This window comes from Paenibacillus oryzae (assembly GCF_001675045.1).
GTDB classification, from domain to species: Bacteria; Bacillota; Bacilli; order Paenibacillales; family Paenibacillaceae; genus Pristimantibacillus; species Pristimantibacillus oryzae.
The window spans coordinates 1-22,485 of the sequence record NZ_LYPA01000065.1 but is presented as its reverse complement, the minus strand read 5'-3'; the positions used below and the strand labels follow the sequence as shown (position 1 = coordinate 22,485).

Here is a 22,485-nt window from a genome sequence, read left to right as displayed (position 1 = left end):
TTATTGAGGCAGTAGCCGCATTAGCCCTGCGTTTAACCGATGTTAACAAGCTGCAACAAGATTTAACAAGCGGCATCAAGCGGCATCAAGCGGTATCAAGCAAAACAAGCTCAAGCGCTGGTCAGGAAAGCCTGCGCTTGAGCTTGTTTTGTTTTTTCGGGGCTTTTGTGGCTCTGTGGTTCTGTTGTTCTGTTGTTCTGTTGTTCTGTTGTTCTGTGGTTTTGGGCTTTTGTGGTTCTGTGGTTCTGTAATTCTGGTTTTGTGATTCTGGTTCTGTGATTCTGTGGTTTTGTCGTTTTGTGGTTTTGTGGTTTTGTGGTTTTGGGCTTTTGTGTTTTTGGGTTGGGTCTTTGGGCTTTTGTGGTTTTGTAATAAAAGAGGCTTTGACGTGATCCGTCTTTTGCCGGACATCCATGACCGTTACAGCGCGAAATAGTTGACTTTTCCTTGAGCAACGGTCATCCGTGTCCTTTACAGTACCAAAATGGTGTATACGGACGCGATTTTGAGGGAGGACGGACGCCAATGTCCGTTACAAATTGAATTTCAGCCAAAAGTAGCTTCTAAAGGTCATTTTTGTCCGTAAGAATGAAGCCCCGCAGTGTTCCTGCGTGGTTACAGTGTTCCTGCGTGGTTAATGGTTGGCGCATGCGAAACAAGCCTGCCGCCTACCCCTTGAAAAAATCCCGCCAAGGGTCGTTGCCGCCAAGTCTGCGCAGCGCGTCCGCCATATTTATGCCGTCGGGGGGAATCGTGTCGAGCTCCTCCCATGCAATAGGCATGGACACGCTGGCTCCCTCCCTTGCCCGGACGGAATAAGGTGCAATGCTTGTAGCGCCTCTGCCGTTCCGTATCCAGTCGATAAATATTTTATCGACGCGTTTGGCTTTTCTGACATTGCTGGTGTAACGGTCGGGCCACTTCTGCTCCATCACCTGCGCCACGGTTTTGGCAAAATCGTTAAAGGCCTCCCACTCCATAACCGGCCTAAACGGAACGACGACATGGTATCCCTTGCCCCCGCTTGTTTTCAGATAGGACTTCAGCGACAGCTCCGACAGGATACTTTTTATATCCTTTGCGCCTTGTCTTATTCTGTCCAGCTCCATCCCTTCATCCGGGTCCAGATCAAACACCATAATATCCGGCTTTTCCAGCTCGTCGATGGTACTGCCCCAGGTATGAAATTCTAGCGTTCCCATCTGCGCTTCATGAATTAAACCGGCAGTATCCTCAATATAAAAATAATCCTCCATTTTTCCGCTGCTGTTCGTCACAGGAAAGGGGATAACGCCTTTACTGCCCGGCCCGGGATGTTTTTTGTAAAAGCAGTTCTCTGACACGCCTTTGGGACAACGAACGCTTGTAACAATTCTGCGGCTTACATAAGGCAGCATCCGTTCGGAAATCGCCGCATAATAGCGGATAACCTCCTCTTTTGTCACTAGAGGGCTCTGGAAAAGTACCTTGCCGGGATTGCTGATTTTCACTCCTTCGATGACCACGCTTGCTGCCTTGGCTGACGTTTTGGTCGTTGTGGCCGGGTTAGCTATTGATGCGGCTGGCTTGCCCAATGCCTTGACTGTTCCTGATGTTGGTCTGGTTGTTGCTGATTGCGAATGGACTGTTTCTGGCGATGGTTTCACTGTTTCTGACAGTAGCTTGGCTGTTGTCGAAGCTTTCCCGCTCGTCGTGGTTGGCCCGCTCGTCGTCGTTGTCATGGGCATCTCCGCTCCTTCGTCAAACTCGGGCTGCCAATCACCCTCTGCGCTTTCCCGTTTTATAGTCTTAGGGTTTTTATCCCCTCTTAGCCCTTTGAAGCTGGCTTGCCTCAAATGGCCGTCCCTGGTCCATTCGGCAAATTTGATTTCCGCCACGAGATTGGGTTCAAGCCAGGTGAGTTTTTCCTTTGGCGCCGGCTTTGGCGCGGTGCCAAAGGGAGAAGCCTCTCTGCTGAGGCTCGCAAACTTACTTTCCAGCGCTCTCATCCCCGCTTCGCTTATGCCGGTTCCTGCACGTCCCGCATAGATCAGCTCGTCGCCCTCATAGACGCCTAGAAGGAGCGAGCTGACCCCGCTCTTTTTTTTGTCCGTCAGAACATAGCCGCCTAACAAATTCCTGTCTTCTCTCGCATTTCAGCTTGATCCAGTTTTGGTTGCGGCTGCCGCTATATTCCGAGTCGGCTTTTTGCCAATAATCCCTTCCATTCCCGCTTCACAGGCTGCGGCAAAGCTTTCCTTTCCGTTTCCCGCTATATGGCGGCTATAGTGGAGATTGCCCGGAGCATGCTCCAGCAGCTTCTCCAGCATTTCCTTACGCTCGATCAAGCGGCGGCCCCGAAGATCAATGCCGTCCAGCGCAAGCAGATCAAAAACAATATAGGTCAAGCTTTGCTTGCCGGATTTTTTCATATAGCTCTGCAAAGCCTGGAAATCCGTCCTGCCCAGCTCGTCCGTAATGGCAACCTCTCCATCCAGTATCATGGCCCTGCCTTCGGCAAGCTCCGCAAGAGAGGCGGCGACGGCGTGAAATCTTTCTGTTAAATCGTTGCCGTTTCTGGTTACCAGCCGGACATTGTTTCCTTCCACAAACGCCACGATCCGATAGCCGTCGTATTTCAGCTCGTAAAGCCACTCCCCGTTGACCGGAACCGAATGCACAAGCCTGGCGAGCTGTACCTCCACTTTGCTGAAGGGATTCCTTGTTATTTTGTCACTTTCGCCCCGTGCGATTTCATCCATAGATCGTCCGCTTCTGATGCTGGTGCTATACGCCGATATCCCGTCTTCATCTTTTATATACTCGTCCCTTTCCTTGATCAGGAGCCAATTATCCTTGTCCTCGCCGGGCTTTGGCTTCAAGCGGATCAATACCCAACGCCCCTTCAGCCGCCGTCCCATCAAAACAAACTTCAGCTCGCCCTTATAAAGCCCCTTCTCCACATTGCCCTGCGGCTCCCAAAAGCCCTCATCCCATAACATTACGACTCCGCCGCCGTATTGTCCTTTTGGAATCGTGCCTTCAAAATTGCGGTATTCCAGAGGATGATCCTCCACCATAACGGCAAGGCGCTTATCGCGTGTATTGTAGGAGGGACCCTTGGGCACTGCCCAGCTTAACAGCACGCCTCTCCACTCCAGCCGCAAATCGTAGTGCTCTCTTCTTGCCATATGGTGCTGAACAACAAATCTCAGCGCTTCCCCCGAAAGCTCTCCATTGCCTTCAGGCTCCAACGTTTTGTCAAAATTTCTTTTTTGATTGTACGCCTTCAGTTTTTCAGCCATGCCACCACGCCGTTTCTTTGTTCATGTTATCAAGCCGACAATTGCTCCTGACAGGAATTCTTGCATGGTTATTGTTTCCAAGTCCGGCAGTATTGTATTCCGGAATGGCTGATCGCCGGCTTTATAGCTTGGCTTGCTGCGGCTGGACAGGCTTAAGCTCCTTTCTCCTCCATTTCCCATGAATAAGCAGATGCGCGGCCAAACCCGCCACCAGACCCCAGAAGGCGCCGCCAACGCCAAGCAGGGTGACATTTGCGGCAGTTGCCAAAAAAGTGATCAATGCCGTCTCGCGTCCCTTCGGCTCGGTCAAGGCATTTGCAAGACTGCCGCCAATGGCGCCAATCAGCGCCAGCCCCGCCAGCGTGGCGACAAAGGCGGACGGCAGAACTAAAAACAGAGCTGCCAGCGTCACTCCAAAAATACCAACAATCATATAAAATACGCCGCAGGCAATCCCTGCAATATAACGCTTGGAGCTATCCTCATGCGCGTCCTTGCCGGTGCAAATCGCCGCTGTAATTGCCGCTACATTAAAAGCATGCGAGCCAAAAGGCGCCATCAGAAGCGAGCCTAAGCCTGTTACGGTCAAAATGGGATTGGCGCTCGTTTTGAAGCCGTCATTGCGCAAAACAAGCATGCCCGGCATATATTGGCCGGTAAGCGTAATGATGAACAGCGGCAGCGCTACGCCCAATAGCGCATGCAGCGTAAACTCCGGAACAACAAGCTGAGGCGATGCCAAAGCCAGGTTGATAGAGCTGAAGTCCGCTTCGCCCATAACGAGCAAATAAAGGATCCCAATAACCAAAATACCTACAATCGCATAACGGGATGTAAAGCGTCTCAGCACGATATAGGCTCCAAACAAAACAAGAACAAGCAGAGGTTCTACTTTTGCTCCTTCAAAAGCTGATATGCCAAACTGCAACAATATGCCGCCCAATAATCCCGAAGCAATGCCCGATGGAATAAGGCGTACCAGCCGCTCGAACATGCCGGATAATCCCAACGCTATAAAAGCGGCGGCGGAAATCATGTAAGCGCCAATTGCTTCGGGGTAAGGCGTAACAGCCAGCGCCGATACCAGAAAGGCTACACCCGGCGTTGACCATGCCGTAATAATCGGCTCGCGATATCGCATGCTCAGCCAAATCCCGGTTATGCCAACTCCGATGGAAATCGACCAAATCCACGAGGCTGTCATTTCCGGGCTTAAGCCGGCAACCTTCGCAGCTTGAAATACAAGAATAAACGTGCCTCCATAATTGACTATGACCGATATTAAGGCGGCTATTGTGGGGGATATAAGATCGCGCCCGCGTATTGAAAAAGCTCTGTTCTTCATTGCTGTTCTCCCTTTCTCGTAAATTAAACATGACCAGAACAGCATATCAAGCATTGGATTGTTTATATACATCCATAATTTAAATTTCGAACAATCCAAAAATCGTACAGCAAAAAGCCCGGATACCAAACGGCATCGGGCTCTCTGCTGAATCATTATTCGTACCGCTTGACTTTTCGGACAGCACCTTTACCTACTTCTTACTCCATTCAGTAGCGCCTGGGATTCTTGCGGCGGCTTTATTCCTGCGGACATGGATGACCATTAGGAGCTGTTTTCGACGGAAAATCAATGTGTAGTGGACATTGACGTCCGTAACCCCTCAAAATCCCGCTCGTTTGCGCCACATTGGAGCGCTAAAGGACACGGGTGACCGTCTCTCAAGGGAAATCCAGCATTTTCACCCTGTAACGGTCATAAATGCCCGACAGAAGACAGACAACATCGTCAAGCGCCGATTTATTAGGTTAAGCCTATTGATTCCCTTCAGTTTCCTGTTCCCTCTAGTTACCCGTTTCTTCTCTCACTCATCTTTTCTGGGCCTTGATGACAAAGGTGACGGGAAGCATTCGGGCTTTCCGGGCAAAGCTGCTGTCACTTGACCCCGTCATTTCCTCATCCGATTCCTCAACCATTTGCTCGATAACAAATCCGGCTTTAGCCAAAGCGTTTACATATGTCGATAGCTTGCGGTCAGATAATGACAAAACCCCGCCGTCAATAGATACCGAATACCAGGATTCATCAAAATAGCTTTTTTTGAAAACAAGTGTATCCTCTTCTGCGGCAACACATTTATGTATGGGATGGGACCAGCTGAATATAAATACGCCATCCTTTTTGAGATAAGAAGCGATCCTGCGGAAGGTGCCGTCAAGATCGGTGGTCCAGCCAATTCCATAGACCGAATAAACAACATCGAAATAGTCAGCCGGCAAGCCGCATTCTTCCTCCATCGGGGCGCAGATCAAATGTGCCGAAAGACTATGCACTTGCAAATATTGCCTTGCCTTTTCCAGCTGTTCAGCGGACAGATCAATACCCCATAGCTCTGACGCTTTGCGTTCGCTCATATAGTGCAAGGAATGTCCTGTTCCACAGCCTATTTCCAGCACCTTTTTCCCTGATAAATCGGGAAAGAGCCGGCATTTTTCTTCGGATACATACGCGCCATAATGCGGAAGCGCCGTTGTTCCTACGACTTCATTCCCCTTAACGCTCCAGAAAAGGCCGTTAGTCTGATGAACAGCTGCCTGGTTCATTTCCACCGAAACCGCGTATCCAACCTCCCCGGCTCCCATAATATTGGTTCGTTGATTGTGATCCTTTTCCACGACAATACCCTCCATTAATACCAGTTTAAAGGTCAGCTTTGGAAAAGGGTTCAGCGTTACCCCCTTGTTTCGGGCCAAGGAAGGCGCTATACCATGCAATTGACTAAAAGCTCTGGAAAAAGCAGCCGGAGACTCATACCCGTAACGCTGTGCGATATCAATGATTTTATTTCCTTGTTGAACATCGGAAGCCGCCTTCGTTAACCGCCTGCGGCGAACATATTCGGATAAAGGGATTTGAACAAGAAAAGAAAAAAGCCGCCGAAACTCCCACTCCGAGCAATTCAAAAACTGTGACACGGTAGAATAGTCAATCTGCTCAGGCAGATTGTTTTCAATATAGTCCATTGCCTGATTCATCCGCTTCTGCCAATCCATAACTTCACCTCCTACTAGATTATAGGAAAGGATCAGGCAACTTTCTTTGCAGCAGGTGTATTTAATTGCAAAGGCTATCATCCAGGGTCATCCTCCGCCGTAATATGGCAGAAAAGGGACTGTCCGAAAAGCCTGTTACGGTGAATGATGATTCAGCAAAACGGGTACCTGCTGAATCATTATTCATTCCGCTTGACTTTTCGGACAGTCCCATCATTCCTGTAGCATCTATTATTACTTAACCGCCGATTCTTCTTCAGCCTCAACTGCCTGCAGCTTTGGAGTAACAATCGAAAGAAGCAATTCATTTTCGGACGAAATCATGGCAACCCCCGGCGGCAGCTGGATATCTCCAGCCAAAAGGGTGTCGCCAATATCCATCTCGCTAATATCAACGTTGATAAAGGACACGAGCTGGTGAGGCAATGCTTTGACCTCGATGAATGAGCTTTGCGTCTGCAAAATCGCGCCCATCTTTGTCCCTTTCGGAATGCCAATGTAATTAAGCGCTATCTTTGTAACAACAGGCTCATCCGTCTTGACGCGAAGCAAATCCACATGAATATAGTCGCCCGTTACCGCATCCCGCTGCACGCCTTCCAGCAATACGGGAATTGTTTCCGAGTCTTTGATTTGAAGCTCCAGCACTCCTGATCCTGATCTTCTCATCCAGCGCTTGAAATCTGGCATTGAAAGATGGACCATCGTGCTTTCCTTGTTCAATCCCATCACTACACCCGGTAGACGGCCGCTTTTCCGCAGCTGCTTCAGACTTGACTTATTCATAGATGATCGTTGTTCCGCTGTCAAACATGCACTCAACATATACAACACTCCTCATTACTCTGTTAATTTTGTGCTCTCAAAATCTATATCCGTCAATGAACATTGATTTCGTCCCCCTGCCCGGGGGATATATAGAGCACCATGACATCACCGCCCTTAATTATTGTCGTGGCAATCACTCCATTGTGATAAAGGCATTTCGCCAAAAATAGCGAAATGCCTTATTCATTACCATAGCACAAGCCGCATGCTTTGTCGACATGCATCATCGCAGCACATGCCGCTGCTTTATCCAAATGCATCTCCTGGGGTTTGCTGATTGCTGAAAGACTCTCAACGAGCCTATAATAGTACTACCCTATCATACAAATAGTGGAAAAATTATTAGTTCCCCCGTCTAAAGGCTAGGATGTTGAATAGACCAAGGACGGTTACGGCATCAAATCTCGTTTTGTAAGATATATACATAGTTGGTCTGCAAGACAGGAAAAGATCGCCGGGGATGAACGGGAGGAAGCAAAGGAAATGGCAAGTGTCATGCTGGTGGACGATGATCCCGATATCCTGGAGCTCATGCATGCGCAGCTGAGCAACGAAGGATTTCAGACGATAAAAGCAGGCCATGGCAAGGAAGCGATACGTCTGCTACGCAAGCATAAAGCGGATTTGGTTGTGCTGGATGTTATGATGCCGGTTATGGACGGCTGGGACCTCTGTAAATATTTGAAGGAGGAGTTTCCCAATATCCCGGTTCTCATGGTAACGGCAAAACGCGAAATCAATCAGAAGATCAAAGCGTTTGGACTCGGGACGGATGATTACATGGTAAAGCCCTTCGAGCCTTACGAGCTGGTGCTGCGCGTCCGGGTGCTGCTGAAGCGATACCGGATTGAGGCGTCGATGCAGCTTCAACTGGAGGATTTTGTGCTTGACCGGCATACGTTCGAAATTATTAAAGACGAGAGAAGGCTTGCCCTGCCGCTAAAGGAGTTTGAGCTGCTGTTTAAGCTGGCGGGAAGTCCGGGGAAAATTTTTACTCGAAACGAGCTGATTCATCTCATTTGGGGGCCGCAATTTCTGGGCGACGAACGAACGGTAGATGTACATATTAAACGCTTGCGGGAGCGGCTTGCGGAGATGGAAGCCCCCTTTGCCATTGCAACCAAAAGAGGGCTTGGCTACCGGCTTGAAATGGTGGACAAATGCTAAAAACATTGTATGTGAGGGTCATTATTACGTTTATTGTGGCGGTGCTGGTTGGACTAATCAGCGCCCTTTTTATTGCGATTATGATGTACAGGGATCAGTTGGCAGCAGAAGTGAACCGCGAGGCGGTAAAATACGGGCAGGCCTATGTCGATCTTTATGAGCAATACGGAATTAATGAAGCGGACAAGATCATCAAAATTTTGGAGCCTGCTGAAAGCTATACCTATGAGCTTATGAATGAAAAAGGCTGGCTCAAGGACAACGTTCACGAGCTGTTCGCAGCTTACGGAGCCATACCGGGCAGCAGCATGGCAAACACCGTGCTGGCTGGCGAGCCTGTCGCCTCGATAGAATTCAATATTTGGGGAAACGCAGGCATCATGCTGGGTACGCCGCTCACCATCGACAATAACAGGTACGCTTTATTTATGATCCCTCAATCATCGAATCAGCTAATCATCCTCAACAAGATGATAGTTGTTGCCCTGATCCTGGTGCTGGCGATAGGCGGATTGTGCATCGTCATTGCGGCGAGATATTTGGTGCGTCCCTTGAAGGAAATGAAGCAAGCGGTCGAGGTGATGGCAAGCGGCCGCTTCGATATTCAGCTGAGATCGGTCAAACGAAAGGATGAGCTTGGTCAGCTGGCAAAAAGCTTCAGTGTCATGGCTAAGGAAATTGGTCAAATGGATGAAATGCGGGGGCAGTTTGTCAGCAGCGTCTCGCATGAAATCCAGTCTCCGCTTACATCTATCGCCGGCTTTTCACGCATGCTGATGCTCGATAAGGTCGAGGATGCCGAGCAAAAAAAACGGTATTTGCAAATTATCTATAACGAAAGCCAGCGGCTATCCCGCCTTAGCGATAACTTGCTTAAGGTTGCAGAGCTGGATTCCGCCGCCCCCGCCTTTGAGCCGGTTACTTATGATCTGGATGAGCAGCTTCGGCAGGTCATCGTTTCCTTCGAGCCGCAGTGGTCGGCAAAATCAATTGAAATCGAACTGGATTTGCCGCATGTCAAAATAAACGCCGATGAGGATCAATTGAGCCAGGTATGGATCAACATTATCGGCAATGCCATTAAATTTACGCCGGATGGCGGCTGCATCAACATTGACATCAGCTTTGACGCCGTCGATATTAAGGTGTCGGTCTCGGATACTGGCTGCGGCTTCCCCCCGGATGAGGGGTACAAGCTTTTTGAACGTTTTTATAAAGCGGATAAATCCCGGAACAAAGAACTCGGCGGAAGCGGCCTCGGCTTATCCATTGCCCAAAAGATCGTTAATCTGCATAAAGGCAAGATAGGGATTTCCAACCGCGAAGAAGGCGGAGCGCGCGTGGACGTCACGCTGCCAAGCAGGGCAGCCAAACGAAAAGCGCTATCGCAGCCTGAAAAAAGCACATAGCCGTTAAAGCTCTTTTTGCATGGTTCACATTATGTTCATACTGAGCGTTTAACATAGAGTTACACACGCGAGCAGGGGGGATTTTGGTTGAATGGGTTAATCCGTTTTTCGATGAATAAAGTGGCTGCAATGGTTATTTTGATTGTTCTGCTTACAGGAGGGGGGCTGTACGCCACGGCGACGTTGAAGATGGAAACGTTGCCCGATATTTCATATCCGGTCGTTATGATTCAAACCTCTTATCCTGCACCGCCCAAGGATGTTATGGAAAAGGTGACGAAGCCGATCGAGGATAAAATCGCCAACGTGCAAGGCATTGATACGCTCAGCTCTGTATCAAGCGATAACGTTTCAAGCATCACCGTCCAGTTCAAGCAAGGCACAAATACGAAGGAAAAAAAGCAGGAGCTTGAAGGCTTGCTGCAGGATGTTGCGCTTCCGGCCGATTCAACAACGCCAAAGGTGCTGACGTTTGGTTTTTCCTCCCAGCCGGCTTATTACTTAACGTTGTACGCCAGCGATGAAATGTCCCAGACGGAACTGAACAAGCTGTATGAGGACAGCATCAAGCCGTCGCTGGAGAGTGTAAACGGGATCGACCACATTGATTCGATCGGGGTCAGCCATGCCTCGCTTGATATTTTGCTTAATGCGGATGCTATGTCGGTTTTCGGCCTCTCGTCGATGGAGGTTACGGGCGCCATTCAGGCAGCGCTGACGGACGGAGCGGTTGGCTCCGTCGAATTTGATGGAAAGACGCAGATGGCACGTGTATCCGGCGATCTTAACAGCATTTACGGGCTCCAAAACCTAGAGCTCGTTACAAGCTCGGGACAGACCGTTCTGCTCAAGGACTTTGCCGAGGTCGAGGCTGTCAACGAGGCCAAATTTATCGCCCGCTTCAACAGCCAGCCCGCGCTGGGCATTCGGCTCTACAAAACGAGCAGCGCAAACGCGGTAGACTTTTCCAATGAAATCAATACGGTCCTTGGCGATTGGGAGGCGCGCCAGCCCGCCATTACGTTCCAGAAAATTTTTGATATGGCCGACGAGGTTAAAAAGTCGATCAGCGGTATTTTGAAGGAAGGCTTTATCGGAATTGTACTTGCGGCTTTAATGATTTTGCTCTTCCTTCGCAATGTGCGGATGACCGCCATCGTTCTTATCTCCATTCCGCTATCCATTCTGATCACGCTGGTTATGATGTCGACGCTGGATATTACGTTAAACGTCATGACGCTAGGCGGCATGTTTATCGCCATTGGGCGAATCGTAGACGACAGCATCGTGGTCATCGAAAATATTTTCAGCCGTCTGGAAAAAGCTCAAGAGCGCGGCGAATCCGTTATTCTTCTGGCAACGCGCCAGGTTGCGATGGCGATTACGTCCTCTACTCTCGTGACGGCAGGCGTGTTTTTGCCAATGGTTTTTGTCGGCGGCATCGTTGGCGAGCTTTTCCGCCCCTTCGCTCTGACCGTCTCCTGCGCCCTGCTTGCTTCGCTTCTGGTCGCGCTCACGGTTATTCCGATGACGACGAAGCTGCTCGTTTTGCGCAGCGGCAAGCAAATGAAACATCAGGAAGAGGGCAAGGACGGCAAAATAACGCAATTTTATGAACGGGTGCTTCTCTGGTCCTTGTCTCACAAAATAAAAACATTGCTTCTATCGCTCGTTATCCTGATTGTCACTATAGCAGTCACACTGCCCAATCTGGCGATCAACTTTATGCCGGCAAGCGATGAGGACAAGCAGGTCTATTTTGATGTGAAATACCCTTATGAAACGTCGCTGGATAGCAATAATCGGCAGACTGCGGAAATCGAGCAAATGCTGCTGGACGCAACGGACAGCGATGGCGGACGTTTGTTCACCTATGTGGAGTCGTTGATCGGCTATGCAAGCAGCGAGGACCCTGTTCCATACAGAACGGCCATTACAGCTGAGGTCAATAAAACAAGCGATACTAAAGACGTGTTGAATACCTATACGGAAATGATTAAAAACCAGCTTCCGCAAGGCACGGAGGTTACCGGGCAATCCGCCAGCTCGGGAATTAGCAATGCCAGCTTCTCCTATATGCTGAAAGGAGACGATCAGCAGCTGCTGGAGCAAGGAGCAAAGCTCGTCAAGGAAAAAATGAAAGAATTCCCCGAGCTGACCCATATAACCGATACGCTGAGCGATGCGAAGATGGAGGTAAGCATTGCCGTGTCGCAAACGAAGGCGAGAGAGCTTGGCTTGACGCCAGCCGGAGTTAGAGATGCCGTTCATATGTGGATTGCCGAGCAGCGCTTGGGCGATCTCCGGCTGGATAATGTCAGGTATTCAACTGTCGTTAAGCTGCGCGACGAGGATAAGGGATCGCTGGAGAAGCTGGGCAGAATGCCTCTTCAATCCCCAACAGCAGGGATTGTTTATTTGCAAGAGGTAGCCAAGGTGAAGGAAATACAGTCGCCTGCAGCCTTAAGCCGGCAGTCGCGTTCACAGGTGGTATCGATAACGGCAACCATTGATGCGGCCAATCAGACGGCTGTTAGCACAAAAGCAGCCGCGGCGCTTGATGCGCTGGAGCTTCCGCCTGGCGTAACGACGGAAATCAAGGGCGTATCGGAGGATATTGCGGAGAGCTTTGGCCAGTTATTTGCTGCAATGGCGATTTCGATAGCTATCGTTTATTTCATTCTAGTGCTTTGCTTCGGCAACGCCGGTACGCCGTTTGCCATCCTGTTCTCTCTGCCGCTCGCGATTATCGGCGGCTTGCTCGGTCTGCTGATTATGAGAGAGTCGATTAATGTCACCACGCTTATCGGCTTTATGATGCTGATCGGAATCGTCGTCACCAATGCGATTGTGCTGCTTGACCGCGCGCAGCAGCTTCGGGAAGAAGGCTTTTCGGTTCGCCACGCGCTGGTCGAGGCGGGAAGAGTCCGGCTTCGCCCCATTATTATGACGGCGGGGGCAACCATTATGGCCATGGTTCCGCTGGCATTGGGCGCGGGCGGAAGCACGCTCATCTCCAAAGGCTTGGCAATCGTCGTTATTGGCGGTTTGATTACGTCAACCCTGCTTACGCTGGTCGTTGTACCGGTCGTATACGAGATGCTCGAAGCCATTAGCAACAAGCTTTTCCGCAGAGGCAAAGGAAAAAAGAACTCTACACCCGTTAATATAGGGAAACCCGCTCAAATAGAAGGCTAATGCATAAATAGATGACTGAGCTTAAGGACATACAGCAGTAAATAACGCAATGAATACCGAGGGGAGCTGGACTTATATGTTTTTTCGTATCATGAAGCGGCGGAATCAGCGAAGCAAGGTGACAGCTATAGCTGTGCTTTCGCTTGCGCTGGCAGCGGCAGGCTGTTCATCTGCGTCGCCATCGGCCGAGGAACCGGCAGCGGCGCAGCATGTAACAGTCATTAAAACGGAGAAGGTCGCCAAACACAGTATGGGCGATCCGCGAGAGCAGGTAGCTGAGGTTAGTGCTTCCGTTCGTCTGGACATTCCTTCACTGGCATCCGGCAAAATCTCCAAGGTGCTCAAGCAAAACGGCGATGAAGTAAAAAAAGGCGAAGTGATCATACAGCTCGAATCGACGTTGGCCGAGCTTGACCGCAAGCGCGCCGAGTCGGGGCTGGCAAGCGCCGAACAGGCTTTATCTAGCGCCAAGCAGGACATCGCGATAAACCGGGCAACCTTGATGAATAATATCGACACCTTGAAGGAGCAATATATTGAGGCTAACAATAACGAAGACCAAAAGCTGATTGATTCGGTTCAACGGAGTCTGGATGCGGCAAGGAAGCAGCTTGCGGATTTCGATAACGGAAACTCGCTGATCGGGCTGCAATCGCAGCTCGATGTAGCCAAGCTTGCTGTCGAGCAGGCGGACGTGCAGCTGGACAGCTATCACATTGCGGCTCCCGCTGACGGCACGATAACCGACTTTGCGGTAAGCGAAGGCATGACCATCTCGGCTGGCAGCATAGTTGCGGTTGTGCAAAACGTCAATCAGCTTTTGATCAAAACCGAGCTGAGCGAACCGGCAGCCGAGCTTGCCCGGGGCAAGCAAGAGCTTGTTTATTATGATGCAGACAACGCATTGGCAAAGAAAAAAGCAAAGGTCGTCTATTTAGCAGCCGTGCCTAATGCCAAAACGAGAATGTACGCGCTTGAGTTAACGGCGGATAATTCGGATGGTTCGCTGAAGCCCGGTACACGCGTACAGGTGGAGCTGACAACGGCAGCGGAGGAGGAAGTCATTGCCGTGCCTTCGCTCAGCATCGTGCGAGAAGGAAGCGACACATTCGTCATGCTATCGAACGCCGGCACGGCGGTGAAGCGCGCGGTGAAGCTTGGGCGGATTAACGGCAGCTATCAGGAGGTGCTGGAGGGGCTTAACTCCGGGGAAACCGTAGTTGTTTCCGGCCAGCATTCGCTGAGTGATGGACAAAAGATAGAAAACGAAGTCGCCGCTCTGCCATCTCAATAGAACAGCAGCCGGCGCGAACCGGGAATTGATTTAACAAGATGATACGGCTGTCGCCGGCTTCGGTCGGCGCAGCACATTTTTTTCAAGGAAATAGAATTCGGAGCTAGCGCTGAAAGGAGCCGTTAGTACGATCATGAACGAATCGGAGTTCCGGCAAGTCTATCTTGCCTACAAATCAGAGATCACAAGATATCTTGCCCGATTGACCAATAATGCGGAGGATGCGGAGGATTTGTCACAGGAATGCTTCATTCGGCTTCTTAATGCCAAAGTCGAGATTCAGGAGGACAAGCTCTGGTATTATTTGCGAAAAACGGCGCGCAATCTGGCCATAGACGAATACCGGAAACACAGCCGCAGGCCAAAGCGTGAGTGGATGGCGGAAATCGTCGTTCTTCATCGCGATACGCCAGAATTTGAAATGAAGGAGAGCATTAACGAAATCGTGTCGCTAGTCAAAAACGGGGAGCATCGGCGAATACTGGAGCTTCGATTGATTCACGGCTATTCCACCAAGGAGACGGCCCGGCTGGTCAATCAAAGCGAAGGAAAAATTCGCATTTCACTTTTTCATGCCATGAATAGAATTCGCCGGACCGCTGTTATTTCATAAATCGAGTGACTAAACCGTACTCAATCTTAGCTCATAAAAATATTGCACGCTTGGATGCTTTAGCTTAATGGCTTCAGCCATATTCAGAATCCGCTTTTTGCCAACCCGCCTGTCCACCAAAGCCAGAATATTCAATAGAATATCGCCGCTCTCCAGACTTTTCTCGATAGGAGCGGATAAAAACGTAGTAGCGGCAACGGTAAAATTGGATTTGCTTAACGCGGCTTGCGCCAACATAAGCTCCTTTGCATATCCCGTTATTTTCCTGCCTCGGGCGATTACCTTCAGGCGTTCCTCCGGAACGGCGCCTTTGGTTTCTATTCTGATCGCCTCTATCTCTTCAAGGCTGATTGGAATTTGGATACCGGGGTCGTTTTTTATTTCAAGCTCCGACTGGTACCATGTAATTCCGCTTGCGGCATCGTTCATATTAAGGATGTTCTTTTTATCGACTGCAATATAACAAAGCCCGGCCTTATCGGGCAAATAACGGTAGCTCGTTGAGCGGTATTCCACCCTGCCCTCTAACGCCGGACTAAGAAAACCCTCCAGTTGTTGCTTCAGCTTGCTCCAGGACATATCTCTTCTCCTATACTTTCTTTACTTCTATTATCCATCATACTTGAGTGTCGAGCAAATAACAGCAGAAAATATCATGTAAACCTCCCCTTTTATCCTTAAACTGTAGAAAAAGGAGGGAACAACATGTTAACAATACCTGTTCATACAATAGAACTAAAAGGAACAAACTTCGAGATTGGCTATAAGCTGGGCCGCATTATTTCTGAAAATACAGCGCATAAGCTGGCTTACCTTCGTACTCTTGAAGGATTTGGCCAATCCCAATATAAGGATGCGGTCAAGCTATTCGATGAGTGGTGCCCGGGCATTTCGGAAGAAATTGCCGGCTTTGCCGATGCCTTAAACGTAAATGCCGAACAAATAGCTTATTACGCCATGACGTATCTGATTCCGCGCTGCAGCCAAATTGCCGTGCTGCCAGGGCTGACCGCACAAAATAAACCATTGCTGGCCCGCAACTATGAATTTAATCATCAGATGGAGGATTTTGTGCTAGCCAGAACCTCCGTGACAGGCAAATATACGCATATGGGTACAAGCACCATGAGCTTTGGGCGAGACGACGGCTTTAATGAGCATGGACTCGCTGTTACGATGAGCGCTTGCGGCTTTCCCGTTGGAGCCGCTCCTTTTCTGCGTGCTCCAAAGATCAAGGGTTTGCATTTCTGGGCGGCCATTCGGGCGGTTTTGGAAAACTGCAAAAACGTCGAAGAAGCGCTGCATTACTTAAAAGAAATGCCTATCGCCAGCAATATCAATTTGATGCTTATGGATAAAAACGGAAATGCCGCCTTGTTTGAAACGATGGACGGCATTCAAGAAACAAAACAAATCAACCCGGCTTCGCAGGAGCAATTCCTCTGGGCTACCAATCATCCCGTGCTTCCTTCACTCCTTCAATACGAGCCTGAGGCCTCTATTCATTCCTTGCGGCGGGGAGAGTGGATTGCGTCCCAGTTGGAAGGCTCTTCGGAGATAACCAGTGAGCAGCTAAAAAATATGCTATTGTCCAACTACCCGGACGGGCTGTGCTGTCATTATTTTCAGGACTATTTTGGTACAACCAAAAGCATGCTCTTCTCTCCGGCGGACGGTATAATGGAGCTATGCTGGGGCGGCAGAGCGGAAAATGGCTGGCAAACGTATAACATTAAGCAGGTCATGCCAGACTCCTCAACGACAATCCAGATTTGCATGGAGAATGCGGACAAGACGATGTTTGGCTATCAATCCTTGCGCAACAGCTGACTAACGGAGGGATTCATTTTGGACTACCGGCACGCGTTAGAGCAGGCAATTATCTACATCGAGGACAGGCTTGGCGATGACCTCAAAGTCGAGGAGGTTGCTCGGGCCGCAGGGTATTCCTATTACCATTTGAACCGCCAGTTCAGCGCTATTTTAGGAGAAAGCATCGGCAGCTATATAAAGAAACGACGCTTGGCCAATGCTGCAAAAGCTTTGCTTTACAGCAATAACAAAATTATAGATATTGCGGTGGCAAATGGATTTGAGACCTCAGAGTCTTTTAGCCGCGCATTTAAATTCGTATATAAGGTCAGCCCGCAGGAATATCGGATCAATCGACTGGATACGTTTATAGCTTCCAAAACCCAGTTGCATGCAAGTTTATTAGAGCATCTGACGTGCAATGTGACCGTGCATCCAGCCATTGTAGAGCTGGCCGAAACAAAGGTTGCCGGGATTAGAGGACAAACCACTCTCAAGGATAATAAGCTGGCCGAGCTCTGGCAGCAATTCAACAGCCTCTCCCCTCAAATCCCTAATCGCTCCCTTCCCGGACGAGGCTTGGGTATTTGCGAGGCTTGCCATGAAAACAGCTTGTACTCCATGAGCGATGAGGTGTTATTTACGGAGGTTGCCGGTATCGAGGTCGATTCCTTTGAAGGGCTGCCGGCACATTTTGTGCAAAAGGTTATTCCCGAGGGACGATTCGCCGTATTTACTCATACAGGCTCGTTGCGCATGCTTCCTCAAACCTTCCATTACATTTGGGGAACATGGTGCCTCAACACAAAAGAGGAAATGGATGATCGAGAGGATTTCGAGCTATACGATCAACGATTTTTGGGATACGAGCACCCTGAATCCAAAATAGATTTGTATATTCCGATTAAGTAAAAAAGATGCATTAGGCAGCTGACGCGTCATAAATAGGGATTGCCTTCAAACGGCAATCCCCCCCATTTCCTTATTCTTTTTCAGATACAATCATAATTTCAATTGCGTCCAGGTCGATGCTTTGCCGCTTATTCCAGCTTCCTAATGTGCCGCCCCAAATGTTCTCGGCCTTAAGTCCCGCCTGAGCAAACATTTGCTTTAATTCGAACGGGAGGTATCTGCGCTCCTTAACTTCAACCTGTCTTTTCCCTTCAGGCAAATCCCATTCAGCTATACAATTCTCTACCATTGTTAAAGGATTAAATCGTCCGGAATCTACCTCCTCCTGAGCAAGGCTCCGAATCCGGGAATAGGCGTTTAGTGTGGTCAGTATAAATCTCCCTTTTGGCTCCAATGCGTCAGAGATATTTTTAAGAATTGCCATGTCATGCTCCAGCGGCTCCTCATCTCTGCCAACCAAACCAAATGCACCCTCACAAAGACAAATTGCCGCATCAAATGTTTCGGTCGGGGTATATTGCACAGCATCACAATGAATCCACTCAATATCAACGTTTGCTGCCGAAGCCAGCTTCTTCGCTTCCGCCAGCATCCCTGACGATAGATCAATTCCTGTGACTTTGAATCCGCGCTTGGCTAGCTCAACGGCATGTCTTCCTGCCCCGCAGCCAACATCAAGAATTCGGCTTCCCTCTGCAAGTCTCAATTCCTCAATAACAAAATCAACTTCCGAAAGAGTGTTTTTTGTAAAGTCATTATTCATATAATGCGGTGCATGCTGATCAAAAAAGGATTCCCAATTATTTATACTCATCGCGTTATACCTCCGTGTTTTGTGAACCACAGAAGCCCATCAATACCTCATCGCATACATGCAGCTTCTATATGTTCCGTTTTGTTTACCTTCTTCTTGAAGACATACGAACAGACTTTTCATACTGCATCTCTCCTTTTATAAGATATCTAAAACATACCATCCACTTCCATTTTTCACAATACACCACTTAGTTATAATTGAGATTTCCCAACTCTCCAGAAAACACGCACTTGTGCGCGAAAGTTGAACCTTTTATAATAAACATAGCTTACAATATTTAGTCATTTTTAGGAGGGAGAAGCCGTATGGAAATAAACAAAACCGGCAAGCAGGTTTTTATAATTCATGGCTATGGGGCTACGCCAGATAATCATTGGTTCCCATGGCTAAAGGAAAAGCTGACAGCGGATGGCGCAGCTGCGGATATTTTGGAATTGCCCGCCCCGCTATCTCCTAACTTAAACGAATGGCTTCACTATCTCTCTCAACATGCCGCACCGCTAACCAAAGACACCTATCTGGTTGCCCATAGCTTAGGCTGTGTTGCATTGTTGAAGCATCTGCTGCAGATAACGCCGAAAGAACAAATCGGAGGATTAATTTTGGTATCCGGCTTCACAAAATCATTACCCGGTTTGGAATTACTTGATGAATTTACTCAGGAACAGCTTGATTATAGCCAAGTGATAGCTATGACAACGAACCGTGCCGTGATTGCTTCGAAAGATGATTCCATTGTGCCTTATTCCTTTAGCAAGGAGTTGGCCGAAGAGGTCGATGCAGCCCTCTACCCTGTTGAAAGCGGCGGCCACTTTCTGGATAGCGACGGGTTTACCGAGCTTCCTTTTGTCTATGATGTTTTACGTGATATGATGAACTAGGGCGTGTGTGAAAACCCGCTTGAGGTCATCTTGCACCGCCTTTTCGCCCCCTGCTGCGTCAGTTTTGTTTGACTTACCCCCGGTAAGCCTGCACAAAACTTCCTTGCTTGGGACAAAAAATCGGCACTACCCCTCGGAGTATTCAGACACGCCCTAATTGACGCAGCCTATTTATTAATAAATACGGAATGAGTGGTTACTATGAACCCGCATCTCAATTGGAGAGGTACCATCACCATCTTCAAAAAAACACTGAAAGGAGGATGATAAACAAAAAAGAATAAGGAGCGGAATAAATGATGCAAAACAGAAAAGCCAACGTTAATGACTACGAGGCAATTATAAATCTTTGGGAAAGATCGGTAATGGCTACTCATCATTTTTTGAGCTTAAAGGATAAAGAGGATATCAAAAAAGAGCTGCCTTTATATTTTCCTCATCTGGATGTGCGTCTCTGGCATGACGAAGACTTTATCATTGGTTTTACCGCAATCAATGAAAACCACCTGGAGGCACTGTTTCTTGATCCCGAACAAATTGGCAAGGGGTACGGGAAACAGATTATGAGGACATTAATCAATGATTTCGGGATCACATCCGTTGATGTAAATAAACAAAATGAAAAGGCAACAGGCTTTTACTTACGATGCGGTTTTGAAATTATCAGTGAAGATTCGACGGACGGGGCAGGACGCCCTTACCCCATCCTGCATTTGAAATACATTGAACAGCCGAAGTAAATCTTCGGTCGGGCTGTCGAGAAATCGGCAGCCTTGTTCATTTCTTGAAGTTTTCTATCAGATGCTCAACCGCTGCCCCCTCAATGGGCAGCCCTTTTGCATACCGCTCCAAAAACAGGCTGAACCCCTTCACATCTGCGTTGTCAGGAGCTACCTCTTGTCCTGCTTCATCGCCGAACACTTTAGTTGCAAGGAAGTTGGCCAAAGGCTGGCCCGGCTCCTTATTCACTAGATAAGAGGCCAAAACCGCCATCCCCCAAGCGCCGCCCTCGCCGGCTGTAGGCATCACGGAAACAGGCACGTTTAATGCTGCAGCACACATTTTTTGGCCAACCAGCGGTGTCTTGAACAAACCGCCATGCGCCAAGATACGTTCAACCCTGACATGCTCCTGCTGTGTCAAAATATCCATTCCCAGCCTTAGTGCGGCAAATGCGGCAAACAGATGCGTTCTCATAAAATTAGCCAAATTAAAGCGGCTTTCCGGAGAACGTACAAACAGCGGACGCCCCTTTGCAAACCCGGTTATGTTTTCGCCCGAATAGTAGCCGTAGCTCAGCAAGCCGCCGCCATCAGCATCCGCATCCAGCGCTTTATTGAACAAAACGCTGAATAACTGGCTCGTATCGGCTTTTAGCCCCATGGCTTCATAAAACTCCCGGAACAAACCAAGCCATGCGTTAATATCGCTGGAGCAGTTATTGGCAAGAACCATGGCGACAGGGCTTCCGTCAGGCGTTGCCACGATATCAATTTCAGGGTAAACCGCGGATAAATCCTCCTCCAGCACAAACATGGCAAAAATCGACGTGCCTACGGAAAGGTTGCCGGTACGCTGCTTGACACTATTCGTAGCGACCATGCCCGTTCCGGCATCGCCTTCCGGGGGGCACAACGGAATACCCGCTTGCAGACTTCCCGACGGATCTATAAGCCGCGCGCCAGCCTCAGTAAGATAGCCCGCATATTCGCCTGCTGCATAAGTTTTAGGCAAAATAGATTTCAGACTCCAACGGTAGCCCCTGTCGGCGATTAATTCGTCGAACTGCCCCATCATTTCCTCATTATATTGCCGTGCGGATTGATCAACCGGGAACATGCCTGAGGCATCCCCTAAACCGAGAGACCTGCTTCCGGTCAGCAGCCAATGAACATAACCGGATAACGTCGTTATGTAATCTATATTCGCGACATGCTCTTCATCATTTAATATCGCCTGGTACAAATGCGCTATGCTCCAGCGTTGAGGAATCTTAAACCGGAATTTCTCCGTTAAAACGGCCGCGGCCGTCTCCGTTGTGGCATTCCGCCATGTACGGAATGGTACCAGCAGCTCTCCGGCCTGATCAAGCGCAATATACCCCTGCATCATGGCTGAACAGCCAATCGAGCTTATTTTTTGCAAGGTTACGCCATATTGATTTTGAACCGCTTGCTTTAGTTCACGATAGGTTTCTTGCAGGCCTTTAACCGCTTCCTTGAGATCGTAGGTCCAATACCCGTCAATCAATTGGTTTTCCCACTCATAGCTGCTGGAAGCAATGGTTTTGAAATGCTTGTCTATTAAAACAGCCTTGATCCTCGTAGATCCAAATTCAATGCCTAACGAGGCTTCTCCCTTAATGATATTTTGCTTGCTATTGTGGTCCATTATGGCTGTTCTCCTTTCAGGCTTGAAATTCGGATAAGCGGAACGTGAGGAAAATGATACCATTTTTTTAGTTTAACTTAGAGTCTATCCGTTGACAACATGTGTAGCAACGGGTAAAACGACAGCATCCGCCCACATTGTGAGGGCTTCAATGAAGAATTAGTTCAACCCATCAAAAAAGAATCGTCTGGAATAAAAATTGTTAATCGTTACCGTTAGGCCAGATGAATGACGAACGATCAGTCTGGAGACCGTGCCGATTCGCCCCGGACTCCTGTATCCTTTAACATTTCTGTCATACTCGGCGAGCTGCTTCGTAATGCCAGAGGCAAAAGGCTGCTCCTGTCCGCCTCTTTCCATGCGCTAATTAATCTTGGCCTGCTGGTTTGGTTTAATGAAGAGAGCGGCAGTCTTCTGGCGATAGGCACGTTAGCTATTGCATGTACAATTTTAGCTGTGTATGCTTCCAAAATAAGGAAATAAACAACTTGTATGCCTTGTCTTTTATGAATTATTATGGAATCAACAGTTTGGAATGGTATGATTGTAAACTTGATCTGTTGCCTACCGGTCATTAATGTCCGTCAAAGGCTGAAATTACTTGATTTGTCTTGAGCAACGGACACCCATGTCCTTTATCGCTCCAAATTTGCTTATATAGCAGGATTTTTGGGGTTTTACGGACACCAATGTCCATTACAAGCGGACATTCAGCAAAAACAGGCTTCTAAAGGTCATCGATGTCTACGCTTGACCCATAACGCTTCCTTAAATTTACAGTAAAAAGCGATAGCTGCTCAAGACGTTTTGGAACACTTGGAG

The 22,485-nt window shown here is 48.7% G+C and carries 17 protein-coding genes and 2 pseudogenes; 10 read left to right on the top strand and 9 right to left on the bottom strand.

The genetic code is table 11. From position 1 onward, the window contains the following. Positions 1–668: 668 nt before the first annotated feature. From ligD to A7K91_RS16160, 6 genes and pseudogenes are all read right to left on the bottom strand, one after another. Positions 669–2,117, bottom strand: a pseudogene (gene ligD / locus A7K91_RS26125) (DNA ligase D); the annotation flags it as partial. A gap of 18 nt (positions 2,118–2,135) precedes the next feature. Then, a complete protein-coding gene (locus tag A7K91_RS16175; protein WP_082967498.1) occupies positions 2,136–3,284 on the bottom strand; it encodes a DNA polymerase ligase N-terminal domain-containing protein in 1,149 nt (382 codons plus the stop codon). 121 nt (positions 3,285–3,405) lie between these two features. Beyond that, positions 3,406–4,629 carry a benzoate/H(+) symporter BenE family transporter gene (locus tag A7K91_RS16170; RefSeq protein WP_068684568.1) on the bottom strand — a complete coding sequence of 408 codons (1,224 nt, stop codon included), beginning with the start codon at positions 4,627–4,629 and terminating at the stop codon, positions 3,406–3,408. A gap of 527 nt (positions 4,630–5,156) precedes the next feature. Then, positions 5,157–5,930 (bottom strand): class I SAM-dependent methyltransferase, encoded by a 774-nt coding sequence (locus A7K91_RS16165; RefSeq protein WP_425415664.1) that lies wholly within the window; start codon positions 5,928–5,930, stop codon positions 5,157–5,159. 111 nt (positions 5,931–6,041) lie between these two features. Continuing rightward, positions 6,042–6,311 (bottom strand): annotated as a pseudogene (locus A7K91_RS27095) (helix-turn-helix transcriptional regulator); the annotation flags it as partial. A gap of 264 nt (positions 6,312–6,575) precedes the next feature. Beyond that, positions 6,576–7,166, bottom strand: a complete 591-nt coding sequence (locus A7K91_RS16160; RefSeq protein WP_068684564.1) for a 50S ribosomal protein L25 — start codon at positions 7,164–7,166, stop codon at positions 6,576–6,578. A gap of 486 nt (positions 7,167–7,652) precedes the next feature. Here A7K91_RS16160 and A7K91_RS16155 point away from each other — a divergent pair, with 486 nt between their 5' ends. From A7K91_RS16155 to A7K91_RS16135, 5 genes are all read left to right on the top strand, one after another. Continuing rightward, on the top strand, positions 7,653–8,336 hold the full coding sequence (locus tag A7K91_RS16155; protein WP_068684562.1) for a response regulator transcription factor: 684 nt from the start codon (positions 7,653–7,655) through the stop codon (positions 8,334–8,336). Then, a complete protein-coding gene (locus A7K91_RS16150; protein ID WP_068684560.1) occupies positions 8,330–9,745 on the top strand; it encodes a sensor histidine kinase in 1,416 nt (471 codons plus the stop codon). Before A7K91_RS16155 ends, A7K91_RS16150 begins: the two co-directional genes overlap by 7 nt. 87 nt (positions 9,746–9,832) lie before the next feature. Then, a complete protein-coding gene (locus A7K91_RS16145; protein WP_068684558.1) occupies positions 9,833–12,943 on the top strand; it encodes an efflux RND transporter permease subunit in 3,111 nt (1,036 codons plus the stop codon). A 76-nt stretch (positions 12,944–13,019) separates the two neighbouring features. Continuing rightward, positions 13,020–14,237 carry an efflux RND transporter periplasmic adaptor subunit gene (locus A7K91_RS16140; RefSeq protein WP_068684556.1) on the top strand — a complete coding sequence of 406 codons (1,218 nt, stop codon included), beginning with the start codon at positions 13,020–13,022 and terminating at the stop codon, positions 14,235–14,237. A gap of 133 nt (positions 14,238–14,370) precedes the next feature. Next, a complete protein-coding gene (locus A7K91_RS16135; protein ID WP_068684554.1) occupies positions 14,371–14,850 on the top strand; it encodes an RNA polymerase sigma factor in 480 nt (159 codons plus the stop codon). A gap of 9 nt (positions 14,851–14,859) precedes the next feature. On the opposite strand, the gene A7K91_RS16130 is transcribed toward A7K91_RS16135, so the two are convergent. Further along, positions 14,860–15,429 (bottom strand): SF0329 family protein, encoded by a 570-nt coding sequence (locus tag A7K91_RS16130; RefSeq protein ID WP_068684552.1) that lies wholly within the window; start codon positions 15,427–15,429, stop codon positions 14,860–14,862. A 126-nt stretch (positions 15,430–15,555) separates the two neighbouring features. Here A7K91_RS16130 and A7K91_RS16125 point away from each other — a divergent pair, with 126 nt between their 5' ends. Beyond that, entirely contained in the window at positions 15,556–16,680 is a 1,125-nt protein-coding gene (locus A7K91_RS16125; RefSeq protein WP_068684550.1) for a C45 family autoproteolytic acyltransferase/hydrolase, read from the top strand. An 18-nt stretch (positions 16,681–16,698) separates the two neighbouring features. Beyond that, positions 16,699–17,574, top strand: a complete 876-nt coding sequence (locus A7K91_RS16120) for an AraC family transcriptional regulator (protein ID WP_068684548.1) — start codon at positions 16,699–16,701, stop codon at positions 17,572–17,574. Between the two features lie 70 nt (positions 17,575–17,644). Here the strand turns inward: A7K91_RS16120 and A7K91_RS16115 are convergent, their stop codons facing one another. After that, positions 17,645–18,388, bottom strand: coding sequence for a class I SAM-dependent methyltransferase (locus A7K91_RS16115; protein ID WP_068684546.1), 744 nt, complete (start codon positions 18,386–18,388; stop codon positions 17,645–17,647). 308 nt (positions 18,389–18,696) lie between these two features. Between A7K91_RS16115 and A7K91_RS16110 the strand changes: the two genes are divergently transcribed. Beyond that, positions 18,697–19,272, top strand: coding sequence for an RBBP9/YdeN family alpha/beta hydrolase (locus A7K91_RS16110; protein ID WP_068684544.1), 576 nt, complete (start codon positions 18,697–18,699; stop codon positions 19,270–19,272). A 296-nt stretch (positions 19,273–19,568) separates the two neighbouring features. Continuing rightward, the gene (locus A7K91_RS16105; protein ID WP_245697569.1) at positions 19,569–20,012 is read left to right on the top strand and encodes a GNAT family N-acetyltransferase; all 444 of its coding nucleotides are present in this window, start codon (positions 19,569–19,571) and stop codon (positions 20,010–20,012) included. Between the two features lie 37 nt (positions 20,013–20,049). Here A7K91_RS16105 and A7K91_RS16100 read toward each other — a convergent pair whose 3' ends face one another. Beyond that, the gene (locus tag A7K91_RS16100; RefSeq protein WP_068684542.1) at positions 20,050–21,663 is read right to left on the bottom strand and encodes a xylulokinase; all 1,614 of its coding nucleotides are present in this window, start codon (positions 21,661–21,663) and stop codon (positions 20,050–20,052) included. Positions 21,664–21,891: 228 nt separating this feature from the next. Between A7K91_RS16100 and A7K91_RS26475 the strand changes: the two genes are divergently transcribed. Further along, positions 21,892–22,146 carry a hypothetical protein gene (locus tag A7K91_RS26475; RefSeq protein WP_156739597.1) on the top strand — a complete coding sequence of 85 codons (255 nt, stop codon included), beginning with the start codon at positions 21,892–21,894 and terminating at the stop codon, positions 22,144–22,146. Positions 22,147–22,485: the final 339 nt, after the last annotated feature.